Here is a 26,200-nt window from a genome sequence, read left to right on the forward strand (position 1 = left end):
GTTTAGTTGCGCTTGAGCGCTAAAGGCATGTTGATATGTTAAGTATTAAAGATTTACATGTAAGTGTAGAAGGTAATGAAATCTTAAAAGGGCTGTCTCTGGAAATTAAACCGGGGGAAGTTCATGCCATTATGGGACCAAACGGTTCGGGTAAAAGTACCTTGTCCGCAACCCTAGCAGGCCGTGAAGATTACCAAATTGATAGTGGTGAAGTGACGTTCAATGGTAAGGATTTACTTGAGTTAGATCCAGAGGAACGCGCGGGTGAAGGGATTTTTCTTGCATTCCAATATCCGGTTGAAATTCCGGGTGTGAGTAACCAATTTTTCCTGCAAACGTCAGTGAATGCGGTGCGGGAATATCGCCAGCAAGAGGCGTTAGACCGCTTTGATTTCCAAGATTTTATCGAAGATAAAATCGAATTGTTGGATATGCCACAAGACCTGCTTACTCGTTCAGTTAACGTAGGTTTCTCCGGTGGAGAGAAAAAACGGAATGACATTTTACAGATGGCAGCGTTAGAGCCTAAGTTATGTATTTTAGATGAAACCGATTCGGGTTTAGATATCGATGCGCTAAAAATCGTCTCCAATGGCGTGAATTCACTACGTACACCAGAGCGTTCATTTATTATCGTGACCCACTATCAGCGCATTTTGGACTATGTAAAACCTGATTTTGTTCACGTCCTGTATCAAGGAAAAATCATCAAATCCGGTGATTTCAGTTTAGCGAAAAAACTGGAGGAGCAAGGCTATGGCTGGCTTATTGACCAACAGTGAAAGAGCGGAAAAACGCGCTGCGGTTGATGCTTTAAATCAGCAGGCAATGCGCCGTTTTGAAACGCTATATGAGCAAGGATTAGGTGGAAAATCTCAGCACGCTCAAACCCATTGGAGCCTCGCTAAACACGTAGGGCTGCCCGCTTTTCGTCATGAAGATTGGCACTATACTCCGTTAAATAGTGTGCTAAATACCCTCTACCGTTTTAGCTCGCAAGAACAGCAGGCTCCGCTAAGTGATGCGCTCGCATTAGCTATCGATGCTTATCGTATCGTGCTGGTGGACGGACGTTACAATGCGGAGTTGAGCTCTGTCGATACGGGAGAATTCCAAGTTTCTCTGCTCGATAGCCAAGACTGGCTACCAGATGCGGTGAACAGCGAGATTTTCTTACATTTAACGGAATGCCTAGCGGCTCAACCGCTTATCATCCAGTTAGCTGCCAATAAAGTTGCGACTAAGCCACTCTATTTACTGAATATCTCCAGTGGTAGCCATGATGAAAACTCGATGAACATGAGCCAATATCGCTACCATTTAACTCTGGGGAATAATAGCCAGTCTCAAGTGATTGAACACTTTGTCAGTTTAGATGACCAAGCACATCTCACTGGAGGGCGTTTAACGGTCGAGGTGGGTGATAATGCTCAGCTTACCCATTTCAAGCTGATGACAGAAAATCCACAGTCGCAGCACTTTGCTCATAATGACATTGTGGTGGGGCGTGATAGCCAAGTAAAAAGTAGCAGCTTTTTATTAGGCGCAGGGCTAACCCGTCATCATACAAGTAGCCGTCTTGACGGTGAAAATACGGAATTTGAGCTAAACAGCCTGTTGTTGCCGCAAGGTAATGAAATTGCTGACACACGCAGCTATCTTGAACACAATGCGGGTTATTGTAATAGCCGACAGTTGCATAAAGTGATCGCCATGGATAGCAGCAAAGCGGTATTCAACGGGATGATCAAAGTTGACCCTAACGCACTGAAAACAGACGGTCAAATGACAAACAATACCCTGTTACTGGGTGAAAAAGCGGAGATTGACACTAAGCCTCAACTGGAGATCTATGCTGATGACGTGAAGTGTGGTCATGGGGCAACGGTTGGGCGCATCGATGATGAGCAACTCTTTTATCTACGCTCTAGAGGGATTGATAGTCAAGCTGCTAAGCAGATGATTATCAATGCATTCGCAGCTGAATTAACCGAATCTATTACTATTGATGGGTTAAAACAGGCCGTGATGGCGAGTATTCATCAACGCTTAGCGGAGGTGTAAACCGATGCCATTTGATGTTGAATCGGTCAGGCAGGATTTTCCTGCCTTAGCGCAATCCGTGAATAACCATCCATTGGTCTATTTAGATAGCGCGGCGAGTGCTCAAAAGCCTCAGCAGGTTGTGGATGCAGAGAGTCAATTTACGTTGCATCAATACGCGGCAGTGCACCGTGGGGTTCATACGTTAAGCGCGAATGCCACCACGCTAGTGGAAAATGTTCGCCAAAAAGCCGCGGATTTTTTGCATGCGGCTTCCCCTGAAGAGATAGTGTTTGTCAAAGGGACGACGGAAGGGATTAACCTTGTTGCTAATAGCTTTGGGCGCCAGTTTATCCAGCAAGGTGATAATATTATTATCACTGAAATGGAGCACCATGCGAACATTGTTCCTTGGTTTATGTTGGCGCAAGAGCGTGGTTTTGAAGTCAGAATCCTGCCTATCCTTGAGGACGGTACCCTCGATACCACTCAGCTCGCACAACTCATCGATGCGCGTACAAAACTCTTCAGTTTCACTCATATTTCCAATGTGCTTGGTACCGTTAATCCGGTGAAAAAATTGGTCTCACAAGCGCGTGAAATTGCAGAGCAGTATGAAAATAGGCTGGCTATCCTGGTGGATGGTGCGCAAGGGGCGATGCATCAACAGGTGGATGTACAAGCGCTAGACTGCGATTTTTATGTTTGTTCAGGTCATAAGCTATATGGACCAACAGGTATTGGGATCCTCTACGGCAAGAAGGCATTGCTTGAGAAAATGCCACCTTGGGAAGGGGGCGGAGCGATGATCCGCCAAGTCAGCCTGAAAAAAGGAGTCACATTTGCGGACATTCCATGGCGATTTGAAGCTGGTACACCAAATATCAGTGGTATCATTGGGTTAGGCGCAGCTTTAGACTATCTCAATGAGTTAGGATTAAGCGAAACTTTTGCGTATGAAAAGCAATTGATGCAATATGCGACGGACTTGCTTAAGCAAGTGCCTTCCCTTCATTTATATGGGAATGACCAGCGTGAAGGCGTGATAGCCTTTAATTTAGGTAAACATCATGCTTATGATGTTGGGGCATTTCTGGATAGATATGGGATTGCTATTCGTACTGGACACCACTGTGCGATGCCATTAATGGAACATTATCAAGTTCCTGCGATGTGTCGGGCATCTATTGGTGTTTATACGACTAAGCAGGATATCGATGCTTTGTATAATGCGTTACTGCGCGTTAAACAATTACTCGGCTAGACACCAACGATATATCGAAGTCACCGTATTTCAGCAAATAGAGATTGTAGCAAATAGAGAGAAGGAAATATTATGTCGGCGTTACCCGATGAAGCGAAGCTATTACGCAATTTTGCACGTTGCCAAGATTGGGAAGAACGCTATTTGTATATGATTGAACTGGGTGGGCGGTTACCTGCGTTATCTGAAGCTCAACAGGTGGATGATAACTTGATAGCAGGTTGCCAAAGCCAAGTGTGGATTGATATGCAAAAACAACCGGATGGTCATGTTGTTCTTGCCGGAGATAGTGACGCCGCTATTGTTAAAGGGTTAGTGGCGATTGTGATTATTCTCTTTCAAGGAAAAACACCTGAACAGATCCTTGCTGTGGATGTAAAACACTTTTTCCAGCAATTGGCGCTTGAGCAGCATCTTACGCCTTCTCGGACTCAAGGTTTAAATGGCATGATCAAGTCGATTTTAGAGCGAGCGCACCAACTTCTTTAAGTACTCAGTGGGAAATTGTCAGAATTTCCCACACTTTTCTTTTCTTCCTATTATTCTTATCCTAGAAAATATACCTAAGTAACTCACTGTATTTTATTGCTAAACTAACAATGGCGAGACAAAGTTAGCTCACATTCAAATTATTAGCAGACTAAAATATTTATTAAGTATTAAAGATATTCGAGATAGTTGCTATTATGAGCGATATTGTTTGAATTTTGTAATGAATCTTATTTTCCTTGGAGTAGGTATGAAAAGAGTTTTGACGGCGGTAAGTCTGTTTGTCATGAGTGCGGTGCTGGCACCAGCGCAGGCTAAAGATTATCCATTACCCAATAACAACACACGCCTGATCGGGGAAAATATCACCTATGTGGTGCCTAACGATGGGCGCCCACTGGAAGCCATCGCAAGCGACTATCAGATTGGTTTGTTGGCGATGTTAGAGGCGAACCCAGGAACAGACCCTTATTTACCTGAAGTGGGTAAGCCACTGATTATTCCTGCTCAAATGTTATTACCTTCGACACCGCGTACCGGTATCGTGATTAACTTGGCGGAAATGCGTCTTTATTATTACCCTGAAAATAGCCATAAAGTGGCTGTGTATCCGATTGGTATTGGTCAGTTAGGACGAGATACACCTGAAATGGTGACGTCCATTAGCCAATTGATTAAAGATCCTACATGGACACCAACCACCAATATCCGTAAACATTATGCACAACAGGGGATCACACTCCCGGCGGTGGTGCCTGCTGGCCCAGAAAACCCGATGGGGCTGTATGCGTTACGGCTGTCTTATGGTCGTGGGGAATACTTGATCCACGGTACTAACGCCAATTTTGGTATTGGTATGCGTGTTAGCTCTGGCTGTATTCGTCTACGCCCAGATGATATCAAAGCACTGTTTACTAACGTACCAAAAGGAACGCGTGTTCAAGTTATCGATCAGCCAGTTAAATATGCAAAAGAGCCAGATGGTAGCTATTACATTGAAGTGCATCAGCCATTGTCACGTAAAGACAGTGATGACCCACAGACAATGCCAATCAAGCTGACTGAAGATTTCCAAGCGTTTTTAGCGAGTAACCCAGGCATTGATAAAGCGAAAGTTCAAGCAGAGTTGTCTAGACGTTCAGGATTGCCAGTAAGGGTGAATATTGGGGATGATTCAGAATCGATGAAACGCGATTATCAGCAATTAAAACCAATTGCGCCATTCACGATTACTCAACCACAACCTGTGTTTGAAGGGGAAGTGAAATCTTCTATTCCTACGAAATATCAGTCATTTAAAAGCTAATGACTGCCTACCTTAAATGAGTTTTGAAGTAAAAAATAAGGGCCTATAAAATAGGCCCTCAACAATAATTCAGCTATTAAGCTTTTCTAGATAACATCAAGCCGGACTTATTTTTTGTAAGTACGTACTTGGTTGTCCAGACGTTGGTTTGCACGAGCTGCTTCTTCTTGTGCAGTTTGTACATCAGAACGCAGAGACTGAACGTCGTTGCTCAGTTGGTCAACTTTACCGTTCAGAGTTTGCACGTCTGAAGAGAGCTTTTGCACTTCAGTGCTGTTAGAACAACCCGCCAGTAATGCTGAAGCTAATACGATAGAGCCCAGTACAATTTTAGTACGAATCATTATTTTACCCTCTAGATTGATTTATCTTGAAAATATAAAAGCAAGTAACCAAAAAATAGACTTAAGAGCGTTATCTTAAAGCTACCTCTATCCCTTTAAAACAACCTAATGTAAATTAGGGTATGGTACTTACTAAGTCTTATGCTAGTACGTAATTCAAAGTTTTGCTAGAAATACTTTATATTTAACAGGGTGAAAACGAATAAAAATTTCAATTAAGGGTGATTTAGTTTGAAATTTGAGCGAATGGTTATCGTTTTATGATTTATTTTGTAAATGCCTTGTAATCAAAATCTGGGTGAATTATATCTTCGCGGATCATAACGTAACCTATTGAAATTATGTTTCGCACGGATTGCTAAATTTCAGTTATTCCAGATAATAAAAACCCTACTGTCGTGAAGCAATAGGGTTAATGTCACGCTAGATTATGCAGGACAACTGTGATGCAAGGTAACTACAGAACATGTACTGATGAGGTATTTGTTGTACCACTTTGTACTAATGCTCCGGATACCATCACGACGGCATCACCTTCAACCGCTAAACCACTTTCCAACGCTGCACGTTTGCCTTCACGATAGAAATCATCTGTGGATTCGAAAGGACCCACGATCATCGGAATAACGCCTTTCACTAACAGTAACTGGCGAGCAGTTTCTTCGTTAGTTGTCAGAGCCAGAATCGGTGCGGTAGGGAAGTATTTACGTACTGATTTTGCGGATTTACCACCATAAGTTGCGACAACGATTAATGGCACGTCCAGTTTTTCAGACATTTCAACGGCACCACGGCAGACAGCTTCAGTCACACGTAAGCGCTGGGTTGGTTTTTGATTTTCAATACGTGTTGGCATAACGCGGTCAGTACGTTCACAGATAGTTGCCATGATAGTCACAGCTTCAACTGGATACTTACCTTTCGCACTTTCCCCAGACAGCATAACAGCATCTGTACCGTCTAAGATGGCGTTTGCAACGTCACCAGCTTCTGCGCGGGTAGGGCGTGGATTTTTGATCATTGAATCTAGCATTTGAGTCGCAGTGATAACGACTTTGCGAGCTTTAACACATTTTTCAATCATCATTTTTTGGGCGAAGATAACTTCTTCTACTGGGATCTCAACCCCTAAGTCACCACGAGCAACCATGATACCGTCAGAGGCTTCAAGAATTTCGTCGAAGTTATTTAAACCTTCTTGGTTTTCGATTTTAGAGATAATTTGAATATTTTCGCCACCGTGTTTTTTCAGGTGAGCGCGAATTTCTTCAACGTCTGAACGTTTACGGATAAATGAAGCGGCAACAAAGTCGACGCCTTGTTGGCAACCGAAAACGAGGTCTTCTTTATCTTTTTCTGCCAGCGCAGGTAAGCCAATAGAAACGCCCGGTAAGTTAACACCTTTTTTCTCACCAAGATCGCCATTGTTTAATACTTGGCAAATGACTTCAGTTGCAGTGATGTTGGTTACGGTCATACCGATTAAACCATCATCCACTAAAACGGTGTCACCCACTTTCAGGTCTTTGGTTAAGCCAGGGTAAGTGACTGCAACGCGTTCTTGGTTGCCGATAACGGAAGTATCTGTTGTGAAAGTGAAAGTTTGACCTGCAACGAGAGAAACATCATTGCCGCCTTCCAGTTTCATGGTGCGGATTTCTGGACCTTTAGTGTCCAGCAGAATAGCTGCTTGTTTACCGGTTTTTGCACAGACAGAGCGGAGGTTGTTGATACGTTGACCGTGTTCTTCATAGTCACCGTGGGAGAAGTTAAGGCGCATGACGTTCATGCCTGCATCCAATAACTGAGTTAATTTCTCTTCTGATTCGGTTTTTGGACCGATGGTACAAACAATTTTGGTTTTTTTCATGGCAGTCTATCTAATGGTTATAAAGGAAATCGGTATTGCCGCCGATGCTTAATGCGCAAGATAGTCTATGTTGCGCAACTCATTTATAAGAATAGGCGACAGTCTGGTATTCAAAATCTGGTTATTTAAAAAACGTCACTTTTTGACTCTTATTATAGTGTAGATGACATTTTTCATTAAAGCTAACATGCTGATTTGTCTTTGTTGAAACCTTTCAGCTTGTGGGATTATTATAAACAACATCAAACTGTGAGACAAATCAAATTTTGCTAAATTTGATGCAGAAGTAATTAAGATCAAACAACAGCGAGATTTTCAGTTGAAAGTGGGTTGCGCAACAAAATAAGGGAAAACAAAATCACAATCAAGATAAATATGATATTTGAAAAAAGCACTTTAATCAGGGTAAGTAGGGCTCAGGATAAATAATGATTCGGAATAAGTAGAATGGTGCGTCCGAGTAGACTCGAACTACCGACCCCCACCATGTCAAGGTGGTGCTCTAACCAACTGAGCTACGGACGCACTGAGATGAAGCTTTGGTTTGTCACTGATGACAAATTCAAATGGTGCGTCCGAGTAGACTCGAACTACCGACCCCCACCATGTCAAGGTGGTGCTCTAACCAACTGAGCTACGGACGCACTGAGGTGAAACTTTGTTTGTCGCTAGTGATGAATTTAAATGGTGCGTCCGAGTAGACTCGAACTACCGACCCCCACCATGTCAAGGTGGTGCTCTAACCAACTGAGCTACGGACGCATATCAATTATTACTGCTCTAACGACGGGGACGAATATTAACGTTCTGCTGTCAATCTGGCAAGGGGAAAATGTAATTTTGCGAGAGTTTGCTCGTATTTAAAACTATTCGCAGAAAAACATTTACCGCCTTACCATAAAATGCTGAAAATTACGCCAATTATCGCGTTGAACGTAATAAAACGACGCTGTCAGGTTGGCGATGGATCCACAAAATTCGTGTTGCCATACCAATAGCCGCGGCGGTGAGCCCGATAATAAATCCTAACCAGAAACCTTTTGGTCCCATCGGTTCGGTAATGAAGTCGGTTAACGCTAAAACATAACCAGACGGTAAACCTAGAATCCAATATGCTGTAAAGGTAATAAAGAAGATTGAGCGAGTATCTTTATACCCACGTAACACACCAGCACCAATGACTTGAATAGAATCTGAAAGCTGATAAAGCGCTGCATAGAGCATCAAGCTAGATGCTAAAACAACTACTTCAGGATTCTTGTTATACATCATGGCGATAGGTTCGCGGAACGTACTGGTAAAGATAGCCGTTAAGCAAGCTAAACTTAATCCTACCGCTAAACCAGTATAGGAAGAGACTTTTGCGGCATCGGTAGACTGACGTCCCAAGTTATAGCCAACTCGAATAGTGACGGCGATACCCATTGATAACGGGAACATAAACATCACAGAGCTAAAGTTAAGCGCCACTTGGTGACCTGCGACCGCAACAACCCCTAAAGGAGCGACCAATAGGGCAACAACTGCAAACAGGGTGACTTCAAAGAACAACGCCAGACCAATCGGTGTTCCGAGCACAATAATGCGTTTCAGGATATCTGGATTTGGTGCGCCTAATGGCTGAGCAGGGCGAATATCTCTCTGATTTGGTGCGTGTTTAACATACCATCTCATCATCAGGCACATTGCCCAATACACTGTTGCTGTCGCCACGCCGCAACCAACACCACCTAAGGCAGGTGCGCCAAAGTGACCATAAATGAAGATATAGTTCACTGGAATATTGACCATCAAGCCAAGAAAACCAATGACCATGCCAGGTTTGGTTTTTGATAACCCTTCACACTGGCTACGGTACACTTGATAAAATAGGTAACCTGGGGCTCCCCACATAATCGCGTGTAGGAAACGAACTGATTTATCGGCTAACTCTTGGTCAATATGAGGCATGTTACTAATGATCAATTTACTGTTATACAACAGTAACATGATACTGACGCCTAAAATAAAGGCTAGCCACAAGCCTTGTTGAACTTGGTCGCCAATCAGGTTTCTGCGACCTGAACCGTTCATTTGAGCGATGATTGGCGTGAGTGCCATGAGAATACCTTGCCCTAATAAAATAGCAGGCAACCAAATAGAAAAACCAACAGCCACAGCTGACATTTCGATTTCGCTAACACTTCCCGCCATGATGGTGTCCACAAACCCCATTGCGGTTTGGGAAAATTGGGCGAAGAAGATAGGGATACCGAGAGCCAACAAGCTACGCGCTTCTGTAATATATTTCTGCACGCATACACCTTCACAATAAGTTTCGAATTAAGAAAAAGAAAAAAGCGGAATGAAAATCTATGATTTACTAAAAAATCAGATAGTTAATGCTAACCCCTTATTCTATCTCTTTTATGTAACCAATCCAACATAGTTATAGATAAGAATAATAAAACAGCAGATTAGTATAGAAACCGTTTAAATGTTTTGTGATGGCAGCATAAATATAACCACTCAAATAAGATAGATCTCTGAAAATTCTTAGGTAAACTGAGTTCATTAATTCACTGCACTGAGAGTCATTATGTTTACAGGCATTGTTCAAGGAACCGCTCCAATTATCTCAATCACGGAAAGAGCTAATTTCCGTACTCATGTCATGAAATTCACACCGGAATTATTAGTGGGTTTAGAAACCGGTGCATCCGTTGCGCATAACGGTTGCTGTTTAACGGTGACTAAAATTGAGGGGGAGAACGTTAGCTTTGATTTAATCAAAGAGACATTGCGCCTCACTAATTTAGGTGAGTTAAAAGAAGGGGATGTGGTTAATATTGAACGTGCTGCGAAATATGGTGATGAAATTGGCGGACATGTGGTTTCGGGTCATATTGTAACCACAGCGGAAATTAGCAAAATTTTCACTTCCGAAGATAATCATCAAGTTTGGCTATCTATTTATGATAAAGCCTTGATGAAATATATCTTACATAAAGGATTTGTGGCGATTGATGGAATTAGCTTAACGGTCGGTGATGTTATCAATAACCGTTTCTGTGTGCATTTGATCCCAGAAACGTTGGCGAGAACAACACTGGGTAGCAAGCGACTGGGTCATAAAGTCAACATTGAGATTGACCCACAGACTCAGGCTATTGTTGATACTGTTGAGCGTGTTTTGCATCAAAAAGAGCAAGAAATATTATTGAAGCAGAAACAAGAAAGTGAAGACTCAGTAGACAGCGAGAAATCATCAATCTAGTTTTGATTTGATAAGGTTATAGCTCTATGTAGAGCTATAACCTGTTGAATCGGTAGGTAATAAATTCACCGGGATATTCTATTACTTCTCACTAAAATTGACCGAAAAAATGGCATTGTCACGTTCAATCGCGTCGACAAGTTGTTTGAAATGAGCGCTTTTTTGATACATTTCTAATGCTTGTGCATTTTCCCACTCTTCAAACACAATGTAGCCATTTTCTTTTGCCATTAGGTCATACTGCAAACATCCTTTTTCCATCCGGCTGCGTTTGGCAATTTCGCTAACGATTTTCTTCGTTAAATACCCGTCCTTTTTTTCGGTAGTGATTTGGGCATATACAACAATACTCATACCATTCTCCTTATGTACTCAGAACTATCTTAATGGAGACTTTGTTTTTGTATTGTAAAAAAGCGAATAATTTGACTTTAAAAACGCCGACGGTGTCATGGTAAAGTAACGCTTAAAATCGCGATAAAAGTGGGATTGGTCATAATAACCCGTTTCAAACCAACGATAAGTATCTTGTTCCTTTACCATGGTTTTCATCACTTGCTCTAAGCGACAATTGATCTGGTACCGTTTTGGCGTGATCCCAAATTCTTTTAAAAACTCTTTTTGAACTAAGCGTGCGCTGTAGCCAATATCATCGGCAATTTCGGTAATTTTTTTATTTGGATTGCGATAAAGGGAATCGATAACTTGGTCAATAAAATGGTTTTTTTTAGTTGCTTTAGTGACATAAAAACACGAATTCAACTCTTTAAAAGAAGAATTGGCCAATGCTTTAAACCAGTTATCACTCCAAACTTGGCTAAGCGGAGTAGGGATATCCGTATAATTTAACGTGCGTTGGGGAAGTAAAAAACGTAAGGCATCGTGGCGAATACGTAGAACCATCACGCTGGCATTATTCGGGATAGCCGTAAATATATTGACTCTAGGGATGATTAACTGAAATGGATTGACGGATGTATGTTCGTGAGTCGACATACTGATATTTTCAGTCGAAACCCATATTTCAGCACCTGTGCCTGGGAAGATCTTAATAGCATCAGTAAATTTCTTGATAATCAAAACTGAACTAACAAATTCTTTTAATTCATCAGGAGGATAATACTGTTTCAGCATGGCTCTTCAAAACGTCATAATTGAATATGCTAATAATAGCGTGTTATAGGGAAAAAATTAACTCTATAAACGATATATTCACCAAATAACGTATTTATTAAAAATCAGTTCCGTTATTAATAATAGTAACGGAACTGATTATTATGATGCCAAAAAATAACGTTAACTAACGATTAGTCATGCTGATATTCAGTGTGCTTAATCGCATTATTGGACTTGCTAGCACAACGCTGCATGAAATAGCCTATAATCATTGGGATTACAGTAAATGCCATCACGCCAGTTGTAGCGAGTAAAGGGTCAAATGTAAGAGCAGACACTAATAAACTAGCTAAGAAACATAACCCTAACTGTAAAGCATTTTGTAGTGCAGCAGCCTTACCACTAGCAGATGGGAACGTATTGAGGGCTTTGGCGACTGCAATTGGGTATGATGCTCCGTTCATTGCTGCCATAAAGCAAAATGGAACCAAAATCATGGTTAATGTTGGCTGCGTATAAATCGCCATCACAAAGAGAATAATCATACTAACGGCATAACCCGCTAGCAAGATTGGGAACAACGTTTCAGCGCGAACTTTAGCTAATACGAAGCGGCAGCCGTATCCCCCGACAATAAATGCCAGTGTTTGAGGAATATAACTCAGGCCGATATCCGCAGGGTTAAATCCCATATTACGTAGAATAAACGGCGAACCCGTTAGCCATGCAAAAAAGCCAGCGCTACATGCTGCGTACACAAGTACGTTACCACTGAAAACAGGGGAGCTTAGCAAGGTAGCAAAGGAAACTTTGGTTTGTGGCTGGTTTTCTTCTGCGATGACTTTCGGTGCCACTTTTTTTAGCATCAAAGTCGGTAGCAGGAGTAAAACGCCCACCATCATCAGCACGATGAAGATAAATTCCCAGTTTTTGTGTTCAAGCACCCAGGCACCTAAAAGTGGCGCTAATGCAGGAGAAAGCGCCACTAAAGGCATAATAGAGGCAAATACTTTTTGGGTATCAGCTTCGTTATAGCGGTCGATAACGAGAGCCTGCCATAAAACCGCAGCAGAACAAACGCCAACGGCCTGCAAGAATCGAAGAATTAATAACTGAGTGGCATCGGTGACCCAAATCATTGCTAGACAGCTAACAATGAACAGCGAGAGCCCCACAATGAGGATAGGTTTGCGTCCTAATTTATCTGAAAGGGGTCCCCATAATAGCTGGGCAAACGCGAAGCCCGCTAGAAAGATACTTAATGATGCGCTGATAGCGCCTTCAGTCGTATTTAAGGTTGTTTGCATTGAACCAAAGGCAGGCAGATACATATCGATGGCTAAAAACCCCAGCATACTTAGGCCAGCAAGATAAATCAAAAATCCAGAGGAGTTTTTTGTCGCAGTATTTGTCATAGTTTTTGCTTAATCTATATTTAAAATAATGTTGATAGTTATCTTATTGTATAGGCTATTTTTTTACGTTGTGAAACGGTAATATTTGGACTCTGCTATCAAATAATTTGAAAGGAAAGAAAATGTGGTCAGCTCATGCACTTGAAGTCATAGACGCAGTTGCTCGAACGGGAAGCTTTAGTGGTGCTGCGGATGAGCTGCATCGAGTCCCTTCAGCGATCAGTTACACAGTAAAACAAGTCGAAGAATGGTTAGCAGTTCCGCTATTCGAACGTCGTCACCGTGATGTGGTATTGACGGAAGCCGGGGTTATCTTTATTAAAGAAAGTCGAAGTGTTATCAAAAAAATGATTGATACTCGACATCAATGCCAACAAGTCGCCAATGGATGGCGCGGACAGTTCAGTATTGCTGTTGATTGCATCGTAAAACCGCAGCGTACGGAACAGCTGATTTTGGATTTTTATCGTCATTTCCCTGATATTGAACTGTATATCCACCCTGAAGTGTTTAATGGAGTTTGGGATGCTTTAGCCGATGGACGTGTGGATGTTGCGATTGGAGCGACCCGTGCTTCACCAATTGGAGAGCGCTATAGTTTCCGTGATATGGGCTTTATGTCGTGGCGTTGTGTTGCGAGCCCCGATCATCCATTAGCAAAAATTCAAGGCAAACTGACGGATGATCAAATGCGTGAATATCCAAGTTTGTGTTTAGAAGATACCTCAAGAAGCTTACCGAAAAGAGATACTTGGGCGCTGGATAACCAACGTCGCTTAGTTGTGCCTTACTGGGAAAGTGGTTTAGCGTGCTTGGAAAATGGCCTGTGTGTGGGAATGGTTCCTGAGCACCGTGCAGCGCCATTGTGTGCAGAAGGCAAGCTTGTTGAGCTGAAATTAGCACAGCCGTTTCCTGAAAGCCCTTGCTGCTTAACGTGGGTTGAGAATGATACCTCTCCAGCGTTGAGATGGCTTCTTGACTATCTTGGTGATAGCGAAACGCTCAACGCGGAGTGGTTTACGAGCTAATGTGCTGAGGTAGACTTAGCGGCGATAATCAATAAATGGACCGTCAGCCACGGAACGGCGCTCAACTAAACGCGGATGAACTTCAATCGTTTGCGCATCTTCGCGTTTATTCACAATACGATCGAGCAACATCGCAAACGCCATTTGACCTAAACGCTCTTTTGGCTGGTGGATTGTGGTTAATGCAGGCGTGAAATAGCGTGCATTACGCACGTTATCATAACCAATAATGGAAATATCTTGAGGGACACGTAATCCCATCTCGTCAGCCGCACAGATTGCCCCCATCGCCATGATGTCTCCACCACAGAAGACTGCCGTTGGGCGGTGCTTGTTACTGAGGATCTGCATCATCGCTTTATAGCCTGATTCTGGCTCGAAATCCCCTTGAACAATCCATTCATCTTTTAATGTGACTTTGGCTTCTTCCATGGCTTTTTTGAAGCCGGTTAAACGCCCAATACCTGTATTTCTTTCGAGAGAGCCAGGGATCACGCCAATTTCACGGTGACCACGGTCAATAAGGTAACGACCCGCTAAGTAACCACCGTGGAAAGAGTTATCAATAATACTGTCAGTGAAATCCCCGCGAGAGGTACCCCAGTCCATGACGACCATTGGGATATTTCGGTAATCTTCCAACATACCTATCAAGGTGTCAGGATATTCTGAACACATCACAAGTAGCCCATCGACACGTTTTTGTGCCAACATTTGCAAGTACGCTTTTTGCTTACCTAAGTTATTGTGAGAGTTACATAAAATTAGAGTATAGCCTTTCTCATAGCAACTATTCTCGACAGACTCGATCACTTCTGCGAAATAGGGGGCTTCACTTGATGTTGCCAACAGACCAATTGATTTGGTGTGGTTGACTTTTAAACTACGCGCAACCGCACTCGGAGAATAATTGAGCTCTTTGATGGCGGCCCAAACGGCTGTTTTTGTATCATCAGCGACAAAACGCGTCTTGTTGATAACATGGGAGACGGTTGTGGTAGAGACGCCCGCACGTTTCGCCACATCTTTAATTGTTGCCATGAGAAGAAAAAACTCCTAACCAAAACTTGGTCTCTAAAATAATTCTAGTTAAATAATTACCTGCATATTGATGCATAGTACCTTTGCTGGCAATAATTTAGCGATTTGTTGTCGATTTTGTCTGATCTAGCGCAAAAACGAAAGAAATAATTGATGTTATAACATGTGATATAGACACTGGTTTTACGTTTTTGTGCATGTATACTGAAATAACCTTTTTATTTTATGGTTATTTGATAATTCAATTTCTTTATATGAGAGGGTCTCATGGATACAGATTTTAAATATGGATTGCTAGCTGCGTTTGGCTCTTTAGCTGTAATTATTTTGTTTGCTGTGCACATTTTCTGATTTCATTTCCATCCTATCTACTAAGGATGAGAAATAATTAAGGGCGAGTATTATACTCGCCCTTAGTCATTTTAGATCTGAACTAAAATTAAGCCAGATTTTCTTCAACAAATTTCCAGTTAACCAACGCCCAGAAGTTTTCTAAGTATTTTGGACGTGCGTTACGGTAGTCGATGTAGTATGCGTGTTCCCAGATATCAACAGTCAGAACTGGCTTATCGTCACCAGAAATTGGTGTTGCCGCGTTAGACGTGTTAACGATAGCCAGGCTGCCATCTGCTTTCTTCACTAACCAAGTCCAACCTGCACCGAAGTTTTTAACTGCGGCATCAGTGAATTGCTCTTTGAACTGAGCAAATGAACCGAATGCTTTGTTGATAGCTTCTGCAACTTTACCAGTTGGCTCGCCACCTGCATTTGGAGCCAAGCAGTGCCAGTAGAAAGTGTGGTTCCAAACTTGAGCCGCGTTATTGAATACGCCAGCTTCAGAAGTTTTAATGATTTCTTCTAAAGACAGACCTTCAAATTTGGTGCCTTTGATCAGGTTATTCAGGTTAACAACATAAGTATTGTGGTGCTTACCGTAGTGGTATTCTAAGGTTTCAGCAGAGATATGAGGTTCTAAAGCATCTTTAGCATAAGGTAGAGCTGGTAATTCAAAAGACATTGCGTACTCCTTGATTGCTTTTATTCAGTGTTTAGGGTGTTTGCTCGTAAAATGAGCGAAATTAAATGTACTTCTATTAATTAATCTACTTCTAGTGTAGTGACGTCGAACCGTGGTGAGCTATTGCGCCGCATTGTAAGTCATGATTTATCATAACAGAATACAGGTTACAGTAAGAAAAAACCTGTTCCATGATGCTATTTATGCCTTAATTGTTAGTAAGTTGCATAATAATTATTCCACTGCGTGTCGTTATTGTCATTGGAGAGCAGGGAAATACATCAAGTGTTATTAATTTGCTAATATATTAACAAATAACTCCCATGATTACACGGCAAAAACACCCAGAGTGAATTTTTTATAGTAAAAAGAAAACGTTGCTATTTGCTTTTCACCTTTTGAGTACAGCAAATAGGAGTGCTATAGTATTCACCTTATAAAACTGGCATATTGTATGAAACAATCACGGAACAATTTGCGATGTTTTGACTATGCCGGCGATTACACCGGTCAATGTGTTCTGTCTAATGAGTTGCCTTGCAAATGATTCAAAGTGGCTCAGTGACTGCAAAATCAGCACCCACGTTTTAGGATATAAAATGACAACTATCGAAAAAATTGAGCGCCAAGTTAAAGAAAATCCAATCTTATTATACATGAAAGGCTCTCCAAAACTGCCTAGCTGCGGTTTTTCTGCTCAAGCTGTTCAAGCTCTGTCTTCTTGCGGTGAGCGTTTTGCTTACGTTGATATTTTACAAAACCCAGATATTCGTGCAGAGCTACCAAAATATGCTAATTGGCCAACATTCCCACAGTTATGGGTTGATGGTGAGTTAGTTGGCGGTTGTGACATTATCGTTGAGATGTTCCAACGCGGCGAATTACAAGCTCTGATCAAAGAAACTGCAGACAAATACCGTCCAGCAGATGAAACCATCACTGAGTAATTAAATGGTTGAATAGGCTTTAATGCTTATATTGATGAAAACCGTATTAGCCTAAAACTAATACGGTTTTTTTGTATTTAGGGGGCGAGGTTATTGAGGCTCACTAGGTAGTGGCCATCCACCTAATTTTTTCCATTTATTGACTAACTCGCAAAATAATAGCGCGGTACGGTTAGTATCGTATAGGGCACCGTGGGCTTGCTTGCCATCAAATGGAATACCTGCGGTGACACACGCTTTTGCAAGAATGGTTTGTCCAAAAACTAATCCACTCAGTGCGGCGGTATCAAAGGTTGCGAAGGGATGAAATGGGTTACGTTTTAACCCAGAGCGTTCTGCCGCATTCATAACAAAGCTGTGATCAAAATTTGCGTTATGAGCCACCATGATCGCGCGATTGCAATCGGTATTCTTCATACCTTTTCGAATTGTTTTAAAAATGGCATGTAATGCTTCATATTCACTCACTGCACCACGTAGGGGATTCGAGGGGTCAATACCTGTGAACTCCAGCGCAGAGGGCTCCAAATTCGCACCTTCAAATGGTTCTACATGAAAATGCAGCGTTTCATCAATGGCTAGCCAGCCATCTTTGTCCATTTTGAGTGTAATGGCCGCTATCTCTAATAGACCATCAGTTTTAGGGTTGAACCCACCAGTTTCAACATCTATAACGACAGGGTAGTAACCCCGGAAGCGGTTAACCAGTGAGTTAGGGTTGTTTTTTTCAGACATTAGGCTTTCAATTTACAGTTTCTGGTTGGCTTTCATTATGCCAAAGGGAATGCATTTTTGCAGGTAGATACTGAAGATATTTTAGGTGATGGTTATCACCACCTAAAATATAAAATGTATGTGAGGGATTAATTTCCTAATCCTTTGCTTGCACTTTTGTTTTCGATAAGCTCAATTTTATAGCCATCTGGATCTTCAACAAATGCGATAACGGTTGTACCACCTTTGACTGGACCAGCTTCACGAGTGATATTTCCACCTGCTTGACGAATGTCTTCACAGGTTTTAGCAACATCATCAACACCTAATGCAATATGGCCATAAGCATTACCTAAGTCATATTCTGTTACGCCCCAGTTATAAGTTAACTCGATAACAGCACCTTCACTTTCATCACTGTAACCGACAAATGCTAAAGAATATTTGTATTCTGTATTTTCGCTCGTGCGCAGTAAGCGCATACCTAATACTTTGGTGTAAAAATCAATGGAGCGTTGCATGTCGGTAACACGGAGCATGGTATGTAGTAAGCGCATAATAGTAGTTTCCCTATAAATTCTTCAGGCAATAATACTTAAAGTCGAATCGATTTATCTATTAATATAACGTGACAATATGACTAAATACAGCGATTGAGGTTTATTTTTTAGTCATATCATGGCTATACTCAATTCGAGGGAGTATATCATAATTTTATGTTTATATTACGGGTGGTTAACGATGGCAGAACAACTTGAGTTTTTTGATATTCCAAGCCCTTGCCGTGGGATATGCCAGACCAACGAGCAGGGATATTGCCGAGGTTGTTATCGAACCCGAGATGAACGTTTTGGTTGGTTGCAGCTAACTAACGCAGAAAAACGTCATGTCATCCGTTTATGTCGCCAGCGATTTTTAAGAGTAAATAATAAGAAAGTGGCTCAAGAAGAGATGAATGATCCTCAACAACCTCTATTTTGATTGATAATAAAACTATTAAAAATAAGATAATTCAATCAAAAATCAATTCATTTAGATTAATTCAAGTAGTTACATTTCAATAAAATTTTATTTATTCAAAACGATGATGAAGTTCATTTAAATCAACTGTAAATGACATAATTTTAAGAATAACTATATTACTTTGTTTTTGAAGGGTTTATTTGACATTGCATTTTTTATTGTTAGTTGTAATTACTATAAGGGTTAAAATAGATAGATTCGAAAGAAGAGTAAGGCTATTCTTATTAATAAGATAATTGATAGATTGTCTTATTAAGTGATTATATTGTTTTTATATGAAAAATCATGGAGGAAAGTAAGATGTATATCACTCAATGATTTATTGATGCTCACTATATATAGGTATTTATGAGGTATTGGCTCAATAAAAGGTTGTAAAGATAAAAGGGAGTTAATATATAATTCAAAAAATAATATGTATTTGGTATATTTTTTAGACATTATAATTATATAAAGGAGGGTAAATTGGAATCTCAAATTGGAACTGAATTATCTCGTGTAGTCCGTATGTGGCGAGCATTGATTGACTATCGCCTCAAACCACTTAAACTCACGCAAACACATTGGGTAACACTGCATAATATTAGCCAGTTACCGCCCGAGCAGTCGCAGATTCAATTGGCAAAGGCAATTGGTATTGAGCAACCTTCCTTGGTCAGAACATTGGATCAATTAGAAGAAAAAAGGCTCATTTCTCGTCATACATGTGCGAATGACCGACGTGCTAAGAGAATCAAACTCACAGAGGAATCGGAGCCTTTCATCAAAACGGTTGATCAAGTGATTAATAATACTCGGACAGAAATTTTAAGTAATATTAGTCATGATGAACTAAGTCAGTTATCTTTATTACTGCTAAGATTGGAGAAAAATATTCTACGCTTACAGAATGATTCATAGATTAATAATTGTATTTTATAATTTATTTTTCATTCGATGAATATAATTCGCATAAACATATATTAATCTAATAACTATAGCCACCATTCACATAATATGTGCTTCTATCTAGGTACATGATTTTATTATGTGAGGCGGCTTTGTATTTCACTACTATGAGTTGATTTTTAAATATATGGGATATTAAGGTGTAAAAATATGAATAAAAAATGTGGCTCAAGAAAGATAGAGAATTCAAATTGTATAAATTACATTTTACTTGAATGATATCAATCACAAACATTTAATAAATTTCCGCAGTGGAACTCATAGACAAAAAGATAGTAAAGAGCTCAGATTCGATAAAAAATATTATTAATAAGCTAAAAAGTAAAACGATAATTATGATTTAAATAAAAAATGCGTTCATCGATTAATTAGTCGGTGAACGCATTTTATCTTAAACTTATATCAAATTAGCGGGGTGACACAGTAACTGTATTTCCGCTGTTTGCGATCATAACACGCTGACCTACACGGAAAGCGGCAGGATCTTGTTTTTGAACCACAACAATGTTTTTACCACTGTCTAAACGGATTTCAAGCTGCACACCTTGGCTTTTATTTAGGGCACCTTGTGCTTGTTGACCCGCTAAACCACCCGCGATTGCACCAGCTGCTGTTGCTAGCGTTTTACCAGTACCGCCACCGACGGTATTACCCAATAGACCACCGATAACTGCACCACCAATTGCTCCAATCACGTTACCATCTTCGCCCGCTTGAATGGTAACTGGGCGTGCATTGAGTACCGTACCATAAGTTACAGTTTGGACTTGTTTAGCATCTTGAGCTGAAATAGTATCACCAGAAAGCGTACTTGTATTGACACAGCCAGATAACGCAACAACCGCAGCAACACCTACAAAAACTTTCTTAAGCATAATAACTCCTATGAGACTTGCTGTTCGTGGTAGTAACGTAGTATCGAAGATTTGTTCTTACCATAAGCACAACAACATCAAAATTTGTTTTAGATAACAGAGCCTAGACTACTAATTTTGAATTAAATAATTCATCAACACTAGGTAAAATATCTCAAATTCCACCCAAAATCCCAATTCAAGGCACCCTTTGCTAAAGAGTCATCTATTTGTTGACTATTTTAGAACATCAATTTATGGCAAAGGCTAAATATGGAATTTTCACCTGTAATAAAAACTACTCACCTTAAGGTGTAGCAGATAATTACAGAATGAACCATTATAAATCAAATTAAATAAATGAGAGATAGCAAAGTGACTCATTGCTGCTATTTTGCTCACTATTTTAATCTCTTCTATCAATTATTTATTATTCCTGCGAAGCGCTACGAGAAATTGAATCGATCAGTTGACAAATTTTTCTCTAAAAGCACAATCTTTCCTAGTTTATCTCATCGAGTGAATAGACACGTTAAAGGGAATAATGATGATTAAATCGGGTCGCTATATCGGTGTTATGTCAGGAACCAGCCTAGATGGTGTTGATGTCGTATTAGCTGCAATTAATGATAAGTTTGTTGCAGAGCAAGCTAGCTTGAGCGCCGCATTTCCGATTGAGCTGAAAAAGCGCATTCTCAATATCTGCCAAGGGCAAGAAACAACACTTTCTGAATTGGGAAAAATAGACAGAGAACTTGGCACAATATATGCCGATGCCATTAATCAGCTGCTTCATCAAACGGGTCTATCTCCCGAAGATATTATTGCGATTGGTTGTCACGGGCAAACGGTTTGGCATGAACCTGATAGTGAAACACCATTTACTATGCAGATTGGTGATAACAATCGCATAGCGGCATTAACGGGAATAACGACTGTGGGGGATTTTCGCCGCAGAGACATGGCTTATGGTGGACAAGGTGCTCCGTTAGTTCCTGCATTTCATTTAGCCGTATTAGGGCATCCGACAGAAAAACGTATAGTGCTTAACATTGGCGGGATTGCTAATGTTACTGCATTGCTGCCAAATGCATATGTAAAAGGCTATGACACAGGGCCTGGTAATATGTTAATGGACACTTGGGTCTGGCGTAACAAGCAACAAGCGTATGATAAAGATGGTGAATGGGCAAAAACAGGAACCGTGAACCAAGCATTATTAAATGTGATGCTTAATGATAGTTATTTTAAACGTTCGGCTCCTAAAAGTACTGGGCGTGAATATTTTAATATGCAATGGCTAGAACAGAATTTGGCGCATTTTCAATTGCTATCTCCTGAAGACGTTCAAGCAACATTGTGTGAATTGACCGCCGTATCTATAGTGGATCAAGTTAAGTTATGTGGTGGCTGCGAGCGATTAATTGTTTGTGGCGGCGGCGCTCAAAATAAATTCTTAATGTTGCGATTAGCAACATTACTGCCGGGTATTGAAGTCGCGCCAAGTGATAAATATGGGCTGAGTGGTGATGATATGGAAGCTCTGGCATTTGCTTGGCTTGCCGCTCGCACAGTTTCAGGCTTATCAGGTAGCCTTGCATCAGTAACGGGCGCAAGCAGAGATAGTGTATTAGGTGCGATATACCCCGCGAATGTTGATATAAAATAACCGCTTGAAAGGACAGTAAAATGAACGAACTTGAAGAGATCGATCTTGCTGCGGTACGACGTGAATATACAAAAGGTGGATTGAGACGCAAAGATTTAACGCCAGATCCTATTCCATTGTTTGAGCGCTGGTTAAAGCAAGCCTGTGAAGCGCGATTAACTGACCCGACAGCAATGTGTGTGGCAACAGTTGATGAAACAGGGCAGCCTTATCAACGGATCGTATTATTAAAGCACTTCGATGAAAACGGATTAGTCTTTTATACCAATTTGGGAAGCCGTAAAGCACAGCATTTAGAGCATAACAATAAAATCAGTTTGCATTTTCCATGGTATCAATTGGAACGCCAAGTTCATTTTACAGGTGTTGCTGAGCGTTTAAGCCCTATTGAAGTACTGAAATATTTCCATAGCCGCCCAAAAGATAGCCAAATCGCCGCTTGGGCATCAGCTCAATCTTCACGGATTTCGGCGCGTGGAATCTTAGAAGGGAAATTTTTAGAACTTAAGCAGAAATTCAAAAATGGTGAGGTTCCATTACCGAGTTTTTGGGGGGGCTATCGCGTTGTTTTTAACAGTGTCGAATTTTGGCAAGGTGGCGCTCACCGCCTGCATGACCGCTTTCTGTACCAAAGAGAAGGGGATGGCTGGGTAATTGACCGATTAGCCCCGTAATAAATGGTTTTTTAGCTGGCGCTTAATTGATATGCGCTTTATGCTATAGCCTCGTTTAAGAAAATTGACAAATCATACTGGCGAGCCTTTGAGCTAAGCCTCATTTTGTCAATTTTCTACATTAAAATAGATAGACAAAATTCAACTGATGGAGTCATTGATGTCTAGCAATAACCTGATTAAACAATTGCAAGAGCGGGGCCTCGTTGCCCAGGTAACGGATGAGGATGCGTTAGCAGAGAGACTGGCGCAGGGCCCTATCTCTCTCTATTGTGGCTTCGACCCTACCGCCGATAGCTTGCACTTGGGACATCTGGTTCCTTTGCTGTGTTTAAAACGATTCCAACTAGCCGGGCACAAGCCTGTGGCGTTGGTCGGTGGCGCAACGGGCCTTATTGGCGACCCGAGCTTTAAAGCTACTGAACGTAAATTAAACACCACAGAAACCGTTCAAGAGTGGGTAGAAAAAATCCGTAACCAAGTTTCACCATTCCTTAGTTTTGATTGTGGTGAAAACAGCGCACGCCTAGCTAACAACTATGATTGGTTTGGCAAAATGGATGTGCTGACATTCTTACGTGATATTGGTAAACATTTCTCCGTTAACCAAATGATCAACCGTGAGTCTGTTAAACAGCGTTTAAACCGCGATGATGTAGGTATCTCTTTCACTGAATTCGCCTATAACCTATTACAAGGTTACGATTTTGCGAACATGAATAAAGAAATGGGTGTTGAGTTACAAATTGGTGGTTCAGACCAATGGGGTAACATTACATCTGGTATTGATTTAACTCGTCGTCTGCATCAAAACCAAGTGTTTGGTTTAACTGTTCCACTGATCACCAAAACAGACGGTACCAAGTTTGGTAAAACCGAAGGTGGTGCAGTATGGTTAGATCCGAAGAAAACCAGCCAATATAAATTCTACCAATTCTGGATTAACACAGCGGATGCTGACGTTTATCGTTTCCTGAAATTCTTTACTTTCATGGAATTAAGCGAAATTGATGCGTTGGAAGAAGAAGACAAAAATAGCGGTAAAGCACCACGTGCACAGTATGTATTAGCGGAAGAAGTGACTAAATTAGTTCACGGTGAAGCGGGCCTCGCGGCTGCAAAACGTATTACTGAAAGCTTATTCTCTGGCGCAGTATCTGATTTAACTGAAGCTGACTTTGAACAGTTAGCTCAAGACGGTATGCCGTGCATCACCCTAGAAGATGGTGCAGATCTCCAGCAAGCATTAGTTGATTCAGAACTGGCACCTTCTCGTGGTCAAGCAAGAACGGCAATCAGCTCAAATGCAGTATCTGTGAATGGTCAGAAACAAACTGAACCAATGTATGTATTCACTGATGCTGACCGTTTATTTGGTCGTTATACACTTATCCGCCGCGGTAAGAAAAATGACTGCTTAGTTAACTGGAAATAGCTCTGACGAACCTTTGTAATATATAGCCCGGAAATCTCCGGGCTATTCATATTGGCAAATGGCTACTCACTGATTTCTCTTCATTCGACATAACAATTCTCTGGGTTTCCAATGAAAAGCGTATTATCAATTCAATCCCATGTTGTTTTCGGCCATGCAGGAAACAGTGCTGCTGCATTCCCTATGTGCCGCATGGGCGTAGATGTGTGGCCACTTAATACAGTGCAATTCTCCAACCATACTCAGTATCCACAATGGACGGGCTCAGTATTTCCAGCTCAGCATTTGACAGATATTGTCGAAGGATTAGCAAAAATCCATAAACTGGCAATCTGTGATGCCGTGTTAAGTGGTTATATTGGTTCTGCTGAGCAAGGCAATGATATTCTAGCGATTGTCCAAAAAGTCAAAGCGGCGAATCCGCAGGCACTCTATTTTTGTGACCCAGTGATGGGACATCCAGAGAAGGGATGCATCGTTGCACCAGGTGTCGCTGAGTTTCTTTGCCAACAAGCGCTAGCGGCGAGTGATGTGATTGCACCTAACTTATTAGAGTTAGAAACTTTAGCGAATGAAAAAATCACGACGGTAGAGCAAGCGGTTCAAGCGGCACGTCAATTATGTCAGCAAGGCCCTAAAACTGTATTAGTTAAGCATTTAAGCCGTGCTGGCTATCGTGCAGACCGCTTTGAAATGATCTTAGTCACTGCGGAACACAGCTGGCATGTTAGTCGCCCATTAGTGGATTTTGGTGAAAAACAGCCTGTGGGAGTCGGCGACTTAACGAGTGGTTTAATGTTGGTCAATATCTTAAAAGGTGAGCCACTCGATAAAGGCTTAGAGCATGTTGCCGCAGCAGTCTATGAAGTCATGCTGAAAACCAAAGAAATGGGTGAGTATGAACTTCAGTTAGTTGCAGCCCAAGATTTGATGGTTAGCCCTCAACATAAATTCTGCGCTACTCAGTTAGACTGATTGAGCATAGTAGTAACTTATTAAATATAGTAATAAAAAACAGCACCGAATGGTGCTGTTTTTGTAAATGTATTTCATACAATAGATTACTTTTTCAGTAACCCTTCTGCTTCTAATGCCTCTTGTACTTTTGGACGCTTCGCAATCTTCTCACAATATTCATTCAGATGGCTTAATGCGCTGATATCAACGCCAACTAAACGAGTCCAGTTGGTGACGGTAAACAGATACGCATCAGCAACACAGAAATCACTTTTAGCGACAAAATAAGGCTGATTTTTCAGAATATCATTCACATACTGGAATTTTTTCAGTAAATTTGCGCGAACAACATCTTTATATTCTTCAGGGGTATTTGGCGCAAATAATGGGCCAAAATTCTTATGCAGTTCAGTAGAAATGAAGTTTAGCGCTTCTAACTGATGGTAGCGCTTCATTGAACCAGGCAGGGCAATTAAGTTTCTATTTGGGTTTTGATCTGCAATATATTGAACAATCACAGCACCTTCAGTTAATTGCTCATCATCATCTAAAACAAGAGTAGGAACTTGACCTTTCGGGTTAATCTCTAAGAAGTTTTCACCCGTTTCTGTGATTTTCTCTTTTAAGTTAACACGAACAATACTGAAATCTAATCCTGCTTCACGCAGAATGATATGAGGAGAAAGTGAGCAGGCACCGGGAGCGTAATACAATTTCATCATAAAACTCCTAAGTCATAGAATGGTCATCATTATTGTTCTTCCAAGTATACACCAGATTTAAAAAGAG

The 26,200-nt window shown here is 41.1% G+C and carries 27 protein-coding genes and 3 tRNA genes; 15 read left to right on the top strand and 15 right to left on the bottom strand.

What is annotated here, in order from left to right; all coding sequences use genetic code 11:
• Positions 1-35 precede the first annotated feature (35 nt).
• The 5 genes from sufC (at position 36) to HFU86_RS07825 (ending at position 5,102) form a co-directional block, all read left to right on the top strand.
• Positions 36-782: a Fe-S cluster assembly ATPase SufC gene (gene sufC / locus HFU86_RS07805; RefSeq protein ID WP_036950422.1), complete on the top strand. Its 747-nt coding sequence runs from the start codon at positions 36-38 to the stop codon at positions 780-782.
• Positions 757-2,064: a Fe-S cluster assembly protein SufD gene (sufD, locus tag HFU86_RS07810; RefSeq protein ID WP_187129013.1), complete on the top strand. Its 1,308-nt coding sequence runs from the start codon at positions 757-759 to the stop codon at positions 2,062-2,064. The genes sufC and sufD overlap by 26 nt, the downstream gene beginning before the upstream one ends.
• Positions 2,065-2,068: 4 nt before the next feature.
• Complete coding sequence (gene sufS / locus HFU86_RS07815) at positions 2,069-3,307, top strand: cysteine desulfurase SufS (protein WP_132494850.1); 1,239 nt, start codon at positions 2,069-2,071, stop codon at positions 3,305-3,307.
• A 72-nt stretch (positions 3,308-3,379) separates the two neighbouring features.
• Complete coding sequence (gene sufE, locus HFU86_RS07820; protein ID WP_132494852.1) at positions 3,380-3,796, top strand: cysteine desulfuration protein SufE; 417 nt, start codon at positions 3,380-3,382, stop codon at positions 3,794-3,796.
• Positions 3,797-4,046: 250 nt separating this feature from the next.
• Entirely contained in the window at positions 4,047-5,102 is a 1,056-nt protein-coding gene (locus HFU86_RS07825) for a L,D-transpeptidase family protein (protein WP_132494854.1), read from the top strand.
• Positions 5,103-5,209: 107 nt separating this feature from the next.
• Here HFU86_RS07825 and HFU86_RS07830 read toward each other — a convergent pair whose 3' ends face one another.
• The 6 genes from HFU86_RS07830 to HFU86_RS07855 all read right to left on the bottom strand — a co-directional run bounded on the left by HFU86_RS07830 (position 5,210) and on the right by HFU86_RS07855 (position 9,611).
• Positions 5,210-5,446 carry a major outer membrane lipoprotein gene (locus HFU86_RS07830; RefSeq protein ID WP_004263789.1) on the bottom strand — a complete coding sequence of 79 codons (237 nt, stop codon included), beginning with the start codon at positions 5,444-5,446 and terminating at the stop codon, positions 5,210-5,212.
• Between the two features lie 457 nt (positions 5,447-5,903).
• The gene (gene pykF, locus HFU86_RS07835) at positions 5,904-7,316 is read right to left on the bottom strand and encodes a pyruvate kinase PykF (protein WP_036950412.1); all 1,413 of its coding nucleotides are present in this window, start codon (positions 7,314-7,316) and stop codon (positions 5,904-5,906) included.
• A gap of 448 nt (positions 7,317-7,764) precedes the next feature.
• Positions 7,765-7,841 (bottom strand) — tRNA-Val (locus HFU86_RS07840).
• 42 nt (positions 7,842-7,883) lie between these two features.
• Positions 7,884-7,960: transfer RNA gene (locus tag HFU86_RS07845), tRNA-Val, on the bottom strand.
• A 41-nt stretch (positions 7,961-8,001) separates the two neighbouring features.
• A tRNA-Val gene (locus tag HFU86_RS07850) sits at positions 8,002-8,078 on the bottom strand.
• A 159-nt stretch (positions 8,079-8,237) separates the two neighbouring features.
• Positions 8,238-9,611, bottom strand: a complete 1,374-nt coding sequence (locus tag HFU86_RS07855; protein WP_036953546.1) for an MATE family efflux transporter — start codon at positions 9,609-9,611, stop codon at positions 8,238-8,240.
• A gap of 283 nt (positions 9,612-9,894) precedes the next feature.
• Between HFU86_RS07855 and HFU86_RS07860 the strand changes: the two genes are divergently transcribed.
• Complete coding sequence (locus HFU86_RS07860) at positions 9,895-10,572, top strand: riboflavin synthase subunit alpha (RefSeq protein ID WP_132494856.1); 678 nt, start codon at positions 9,895-9,897, stop codon at positions 10,570-10,572.
• Positions 10,573-10,653: 81 nt separating this feature from the next.
• Here the strand turns inward: HFU86_RS07860 and HFU86_RS07865 are convergent, their stop codons facing one another.
• From HFU86_RS07865 to punC, 3 genes are all read right to left on the bottom strand, one after another.
• On the bottom strand, positions 10,654-10,926 hold the full coding sequence (locus HFU86_RS07865) for a putative quinol monooxygenase (protein WP_036953541.1): 273 nt from the start codon (positions 10,924-10,926) through the stop codon (positions 10,654-10,656).
• Positions 10,927-10,950: 24 nt separating this feature from the next.
• Entirely contained in the window at positions 10,951-11,706 is a 756-nt protein-coding gene (locus HFU86_RS07870; protein ID WP_036953538.1) for a helix-turn-helix transcriptional regulator, read from the bottom strand.
• Between the two features lie 173 nt (positions 11,707-11,879).
• The gene (punC, locus tag HFU86_RS07875; protein ID WP_187129014.1) at positions 11,880-13,103 is read right to left on the bottom strand and encodes a purine nucleoside transporter PunC; all 1,224 of its coding nucleotides are present in this window, start codon (positions 13,101-13,103) and stop codon (positions 11,880-11,882) included.
• A 122-nt stretch (positions 13,104-13,225) separates the two neighbouring features.
• On the opposite strand from punC, the gene punR reads away from it, so the two are divergent.
• Positions 13,226-14,131, top strand: coding sequence for a DNA-binding transcriptional activator PunR (punR, locus tag HFU86_RS07880; RefSeq protein ID WP_132494860.1), 906 nt, complete (start codon positions 13,226-13,228; stop codon positions 14,129-14,131).
• A 15-nt stretch (positions 14,132-14,146) separates the two neighbouring features.
• On the opposite strand, the gene purR is transcribed toward punR, so the two are convergent.
• Positions 14,147-15,172, bottom strand: a complete 1,026-nt coding sequence (purR, locus tag HFU86_RS07885; RefSeq protein WP_006660078.1) for an HTH-type transcriptional repressor PurR — start codon at positions 15,170-15,172, stop codon at positions 14,147-14,149.
• Between the two features lie 267 nt (positions 15,173-15,439).
• Here purR and cydH point away from each other — a divergent pair, with 267 nt between their 5' ends.
• Positions 15,440-15,523 carry a cytochrome bd-I oxidase subunit CydH gene (gene cydH / locus HFU86_RS20295; protein ID WP_108479009.1) on the top strand — a complete coding sequence of 28 codons (84 nt, stop codon included), beginning with the start codon at positions 15,440-15,442 and terminating at the stop codon, positions 15,521-15,523.
• Positions 15,524-15,611: 88 nt separating this feature from the next.
• On the opposite strand, the gene sodB is transcribed toward cydH, so the two are convergent.
• The gene (gene sodB / locus HFU86_RS07895; protein WP_036953529.1) at positions 15,612-16,190 is read right to left on the bottom strand and encodes a superoxide dismutase [Fe]; all 579 of its coding nucleotides are present in this window, start codon (positions 16,188-16,190) and stop codon (positions 15,612-15,614) included.
• Positions 16,191-16,789: 599 nt separating this feature from the next.
• On the opposite strand from sodB, the gene HFU86_RS07900 reads away from it, so the two are divergent.
• Positions 16,790-17,137 carry a Grx4 family monothiol glutaredoxin gene (locus tag HFU86_RS07900; RefSeq protein WP_036953526.1) on the top strand — a complete coding sequence of 116 codons (348 nt, stop codon included), beginning with the start codon at positions 16,790-16,792 and terminating at the stop codon, positions 17,135-17,137.
• Between the two features lie 90 nt (positions 17,138-17,227).
• Here HFU86_RS07900 and rnt read toward each other — a convergent pair whose 3' ends face one another.
• Together rnt and gloA are read right to left on the bottom strand one after the other, a co-directional pair.
• Entirely contained in the window at positions 17,228-17,872 is a 645-nt protein-coding gene (rnt, locus tag HFU86_RS07905; protein ID WP_132494862.1) for a ribonuclease T, read from the bottom strand.
• Between the two features lie 128 nt (positions 17,873-18,000).
• The gene (gene gloA, locus HFU86_RS07910; protein ID WP_132494864.1) at positions 18,001-18,408 is read right to left on the bottom strand and encodes a lactoylglutathione lyase; all 408 of its coding nucleotides are present in this window, start codon (positions 18,406-18,408) and stop codon (positions 18,001-18,003) included.
• Between the two features lie 184 nt (positions 18,409-18,592).
• On the opposite strand from gloA, the gene HFU86_RS07915 reads away from it, so the two are divergent.
• Positions 18,593-18,832, top strand: a complete 240-nt coding sequence (locus tag HFU86_RS07915; protein WP_132494866.1) for a DUF1289 domain-containing protein — start codon at positions 18,593-18,595, stop codon at positions 18,830-18,832.
• Positions 18,833-19,339: 507 nt separating this feature from the next.
• Entirely contained in the window at positions 19,340-19,774 is a 435-nt protein-coding gene (gene slyA, locus HFU86_RS07920; protein ID WP_036953515.1) for a transcriptional regulator SlyA, read from the top strand.
• 455 nt (positions 19,775-20,229) lie between these two features.
• Here the strand turns inward: slyA and HFU86_RS07925 are convergent, their stop codons facing one another.
• On the bottom strand, positions 20,230-20,697 hold the full coding sequence (locus HFU86_RS07925; RefSeq protein WP_036953512.1) for a glycine zipper 2TM domain-containing protein: 468 nt from the start codon (positions 20,695-20,697) through the stop codon (positions 20,230-20,232).
• Positions 20,698-21,220: 523 nt separating this feature from the next.
• Here HFU86_RS07925 and anmK point away from each other — a divergent pair.
• The 4 genes from anmK (at position 21,221) to pdxY (ending at position 25,429) form a co-directional block, all read left to right on the top strand.
• Positions 21,221-22,345 carry an anhydro-N-acetylmuramic acid kinase gene (anmK, locus tag HFU86_RS07930; RefSeq protein ID WP_255425954.1) on the top strand — a complete coding sequence of 375 codons (1,125 nt, stop codon included), beginning with the start codon at positions 21,221-21,223 and terminating at the stop codon, positions 22,343-22,345.
• Positions 22,346-22,365: 20 nt separating this feature from the next.
• Positions 22,366-23,019 (top strand): pyridoxamine 5'-phosphate oxidase, encoded by a 654-nt coding sequence (pdxH, locus tag HFU86_RS07935; protein WP_187129015.1) that lies wholly within the window; start codon positions 22,366-22,368, stop codon positions 23,017-23,019.
• Positions 23,020-23,179: 160 nt separating this feature from the next.
• Complete coding sequence (gene tyrS / locus HFU86_RS07940; RefSeq protein ID WP_187129016.1) at positions 23,180-24,454, top strand: tyrosine--tRNA ligase; 1,275 nt, start codon at positions 23,180-23,182, stop codon at positions 24,452-24,454.
• Between the two features lie 111 nt (positions 24,455-24,565).
• Positions 24,566-25,429 carry a pyridoxal kinase PdxY gene (pdxY, locus tag HFU86_RS07945; RefSeq protein ID WP_132494874.1) on the top strand — a complete coding sequence of 288 codons (864 nt, stop codon included), beginning with the start codon at positions 24,566-24,568 and terminating at the stop codon, positions 25,427-25,429.
• An 86-nt stretch (positions 25,430-25,515) separates the two neighbouring features.
• Here the strand turns inward: pdxY and gstA are convergent, their stop codons facing one another.
• The gene (gene gstA / locus HFU86_RS07950; protein WP_036953499.1) at positions 25,516-26,130 is read right to left on the bottom strand and encodes a glutathione transferase GstA; all 615 of its coding nucleotides are present in this window, start codon (positions 26,128-26,130) and stop codon (positions 25,516-25,518) included.
• Positions 26,131-26,200: the final 70 nt, after the last annotated feature.

This window comes from Providencia sp. JUb39, assembly GCF_012272845.1.
Classification (GTDB): Bacteria; Pseudomonadota; Gammaproteobacteria; order Enterobacterales; family Enterobacteriaceae; genus Providencia; species Providencia lanzhouensis.

Bases quoted from the DNA above. Each gene is read 5' to 3' on its own strand.
- sufC (WP_036950422.1), top strand. From the start codon at position 36: ATGTTAAGTATTAAAGATTTACATGTAAGTGTAGAAGGTAATGAAATC.
- anmK (WP_255425954.1), top strand. From the start codon at position 21,221: ATGATGATTAAATCGGGTCGCTATATCGGTGTTATGTCAGGAACCAGC.
- HFU86_RS07870 (WP_036953538.1), bottom strand. From the start codon at position 11,706: ATGCTGAAACAGTATTATCCTCCTGATGAATTAAAAGAATTTGTTAGT.
- sufD (WP_187129013.1), top strand. From the start codon at position 757: ATGGCTGGCTTATTGACCAACAGTGAAAGAGCGGAAAAACGCGCTGCG.
- gstA (WP_036953499.1), bottom strand. From the start codon at position 26,130: ATGAAATTGTATTACGCTCCCGGTGCCTGCTCACTTTCTCCTCATATC.
- sodB (WP_036953529.1), bottom strand. From the start codon at position 16,190: ATGTCTTTTGAATTACCAGCTCTACCTTATGCTAAAGATGCTTTAGAA.
- HFU86_RS07825 (WP_132494854.1), top strand. From the start codon at position 4,047: ATGAAAAGAGTTTTGACGGCGGTAAGTCTGTTTGTCATGAGTGCGGTG.
- pykF (WP_036950412.1), bottom strand. From the start codon at position 7,316: ATGAAAAAAACCAAAATTGTTTGTACCATCGGTCCAAAAACCGAATCA.
- punC (WP_187129014.1), bottom strand. From the start codon at position 13,103: ATGACAAATACTGCGACAAAAAACTCCTCTGGATTTTTGATTTATCTT.
- HFU86_RS07915 (WP_132494866.1), top strand. From the start codon at position 18,593: ATGGCAGAACAACTTGAGTTTTTTGATATTCCAAGCCCTTGCCGTGGG.
- cydH (WP_108479009.1), top strand. From the start codon at position 15,440: ATGGATACAGATTTTAAATATGGATTGCTAGCTGCGTTTGGCTCTTTA.
- purR (WP_006660078.1), bottom strand. From the start codon at position 15,172: ATGGCAACAATTAAAGATGTGGCGAAACGTGCGGGCGTCTCTACCACA.
- gloA (WP_132494864.1), bottom strand. From the start codon at position 18,408: ATGCGCTTACTACATACCATGCTCCGTGTTACCGACATGCAACGCTCC.
- pdxY (WP_132494874.1), top strand. From the start codon at position 24,566: ATGAAAAGCGTATTATCAATTCAATCCCATGTTGTTTTCGGCCATGCA.
- HFU86_RS07925 (WP_036953512.1), bottom strand. From the start codon at position 20,697: ATGCTTAAGAAAGTTTTTGTAGGTGTTGCTGCGGTTGTTGCGTTATCT.
- sufS (WP_132494850.1), top strand. From the start codon at position 2,069: ATGCCATTTGATGTTGAATCGGTCAGGCAGGATTTTCCTGCCTTAGCG.
- HFU86_RS07860 (WP_132494856.1), top strand. From the start codon at position 9,895: ATGTTTACAGGCATTGTTCAAGGAACCGCTCCAATTATCTCAATCACG.
- HFU86_RS07830 (WP_004263789.1), bottom strand. From the start codon at position 5,446: ATGATTCGTACTAAAATTGTACTGGGCTCTATCGTATTAGCTTCAGCA.
- punR (WP_132494860.1), top strand. From the start codon at position 13,226: ATGTGGTCAGCTCATGCACTTGAAGTCATAGACGCAGTTGCTCGAACG.
- rnt (WP_132494862.1), bottom strand. From the start codon at position 17,872: ATGTCTGAAAAAAACAACCCTAACTCACTGGTTAACCGCTTCCGGGGT.
- HFU86_RS07900 (WP_036953526.1), top strand. From the start codon at position 16,790: ATGACAACTATCGAAAAAATTGAGCGCCAAGTTAAAGAAAATCCAATC.
- HFU86_RS07865 (WP_036953541.1), bottom strand. From the start codon at position 10,926: ATGAGTATTGTTGTATATGCCCAAATCACTACCGAAAAAAAGGACGGG.
- tyrS (WP_187129016.1), top strand. From the start codon at position 23,180: ATGTCTAGCAATAACCTGATTAAACAATTGCAAGAGCGGGGCCTCGTT.
- sufE (WP_132494852.1), top strand. From the start codon at position 3,380: ATGTCGGCGTTACCCGATGAAGCGAAGCTATTACGCAATTTTGCACGT.
- pdxH (WP_187129015.1), top strand. From the start codon at position 22,366: ATGAACGAACTTGAAGAGATCGATCTTGCTGCGGTACGACGTGAATAT.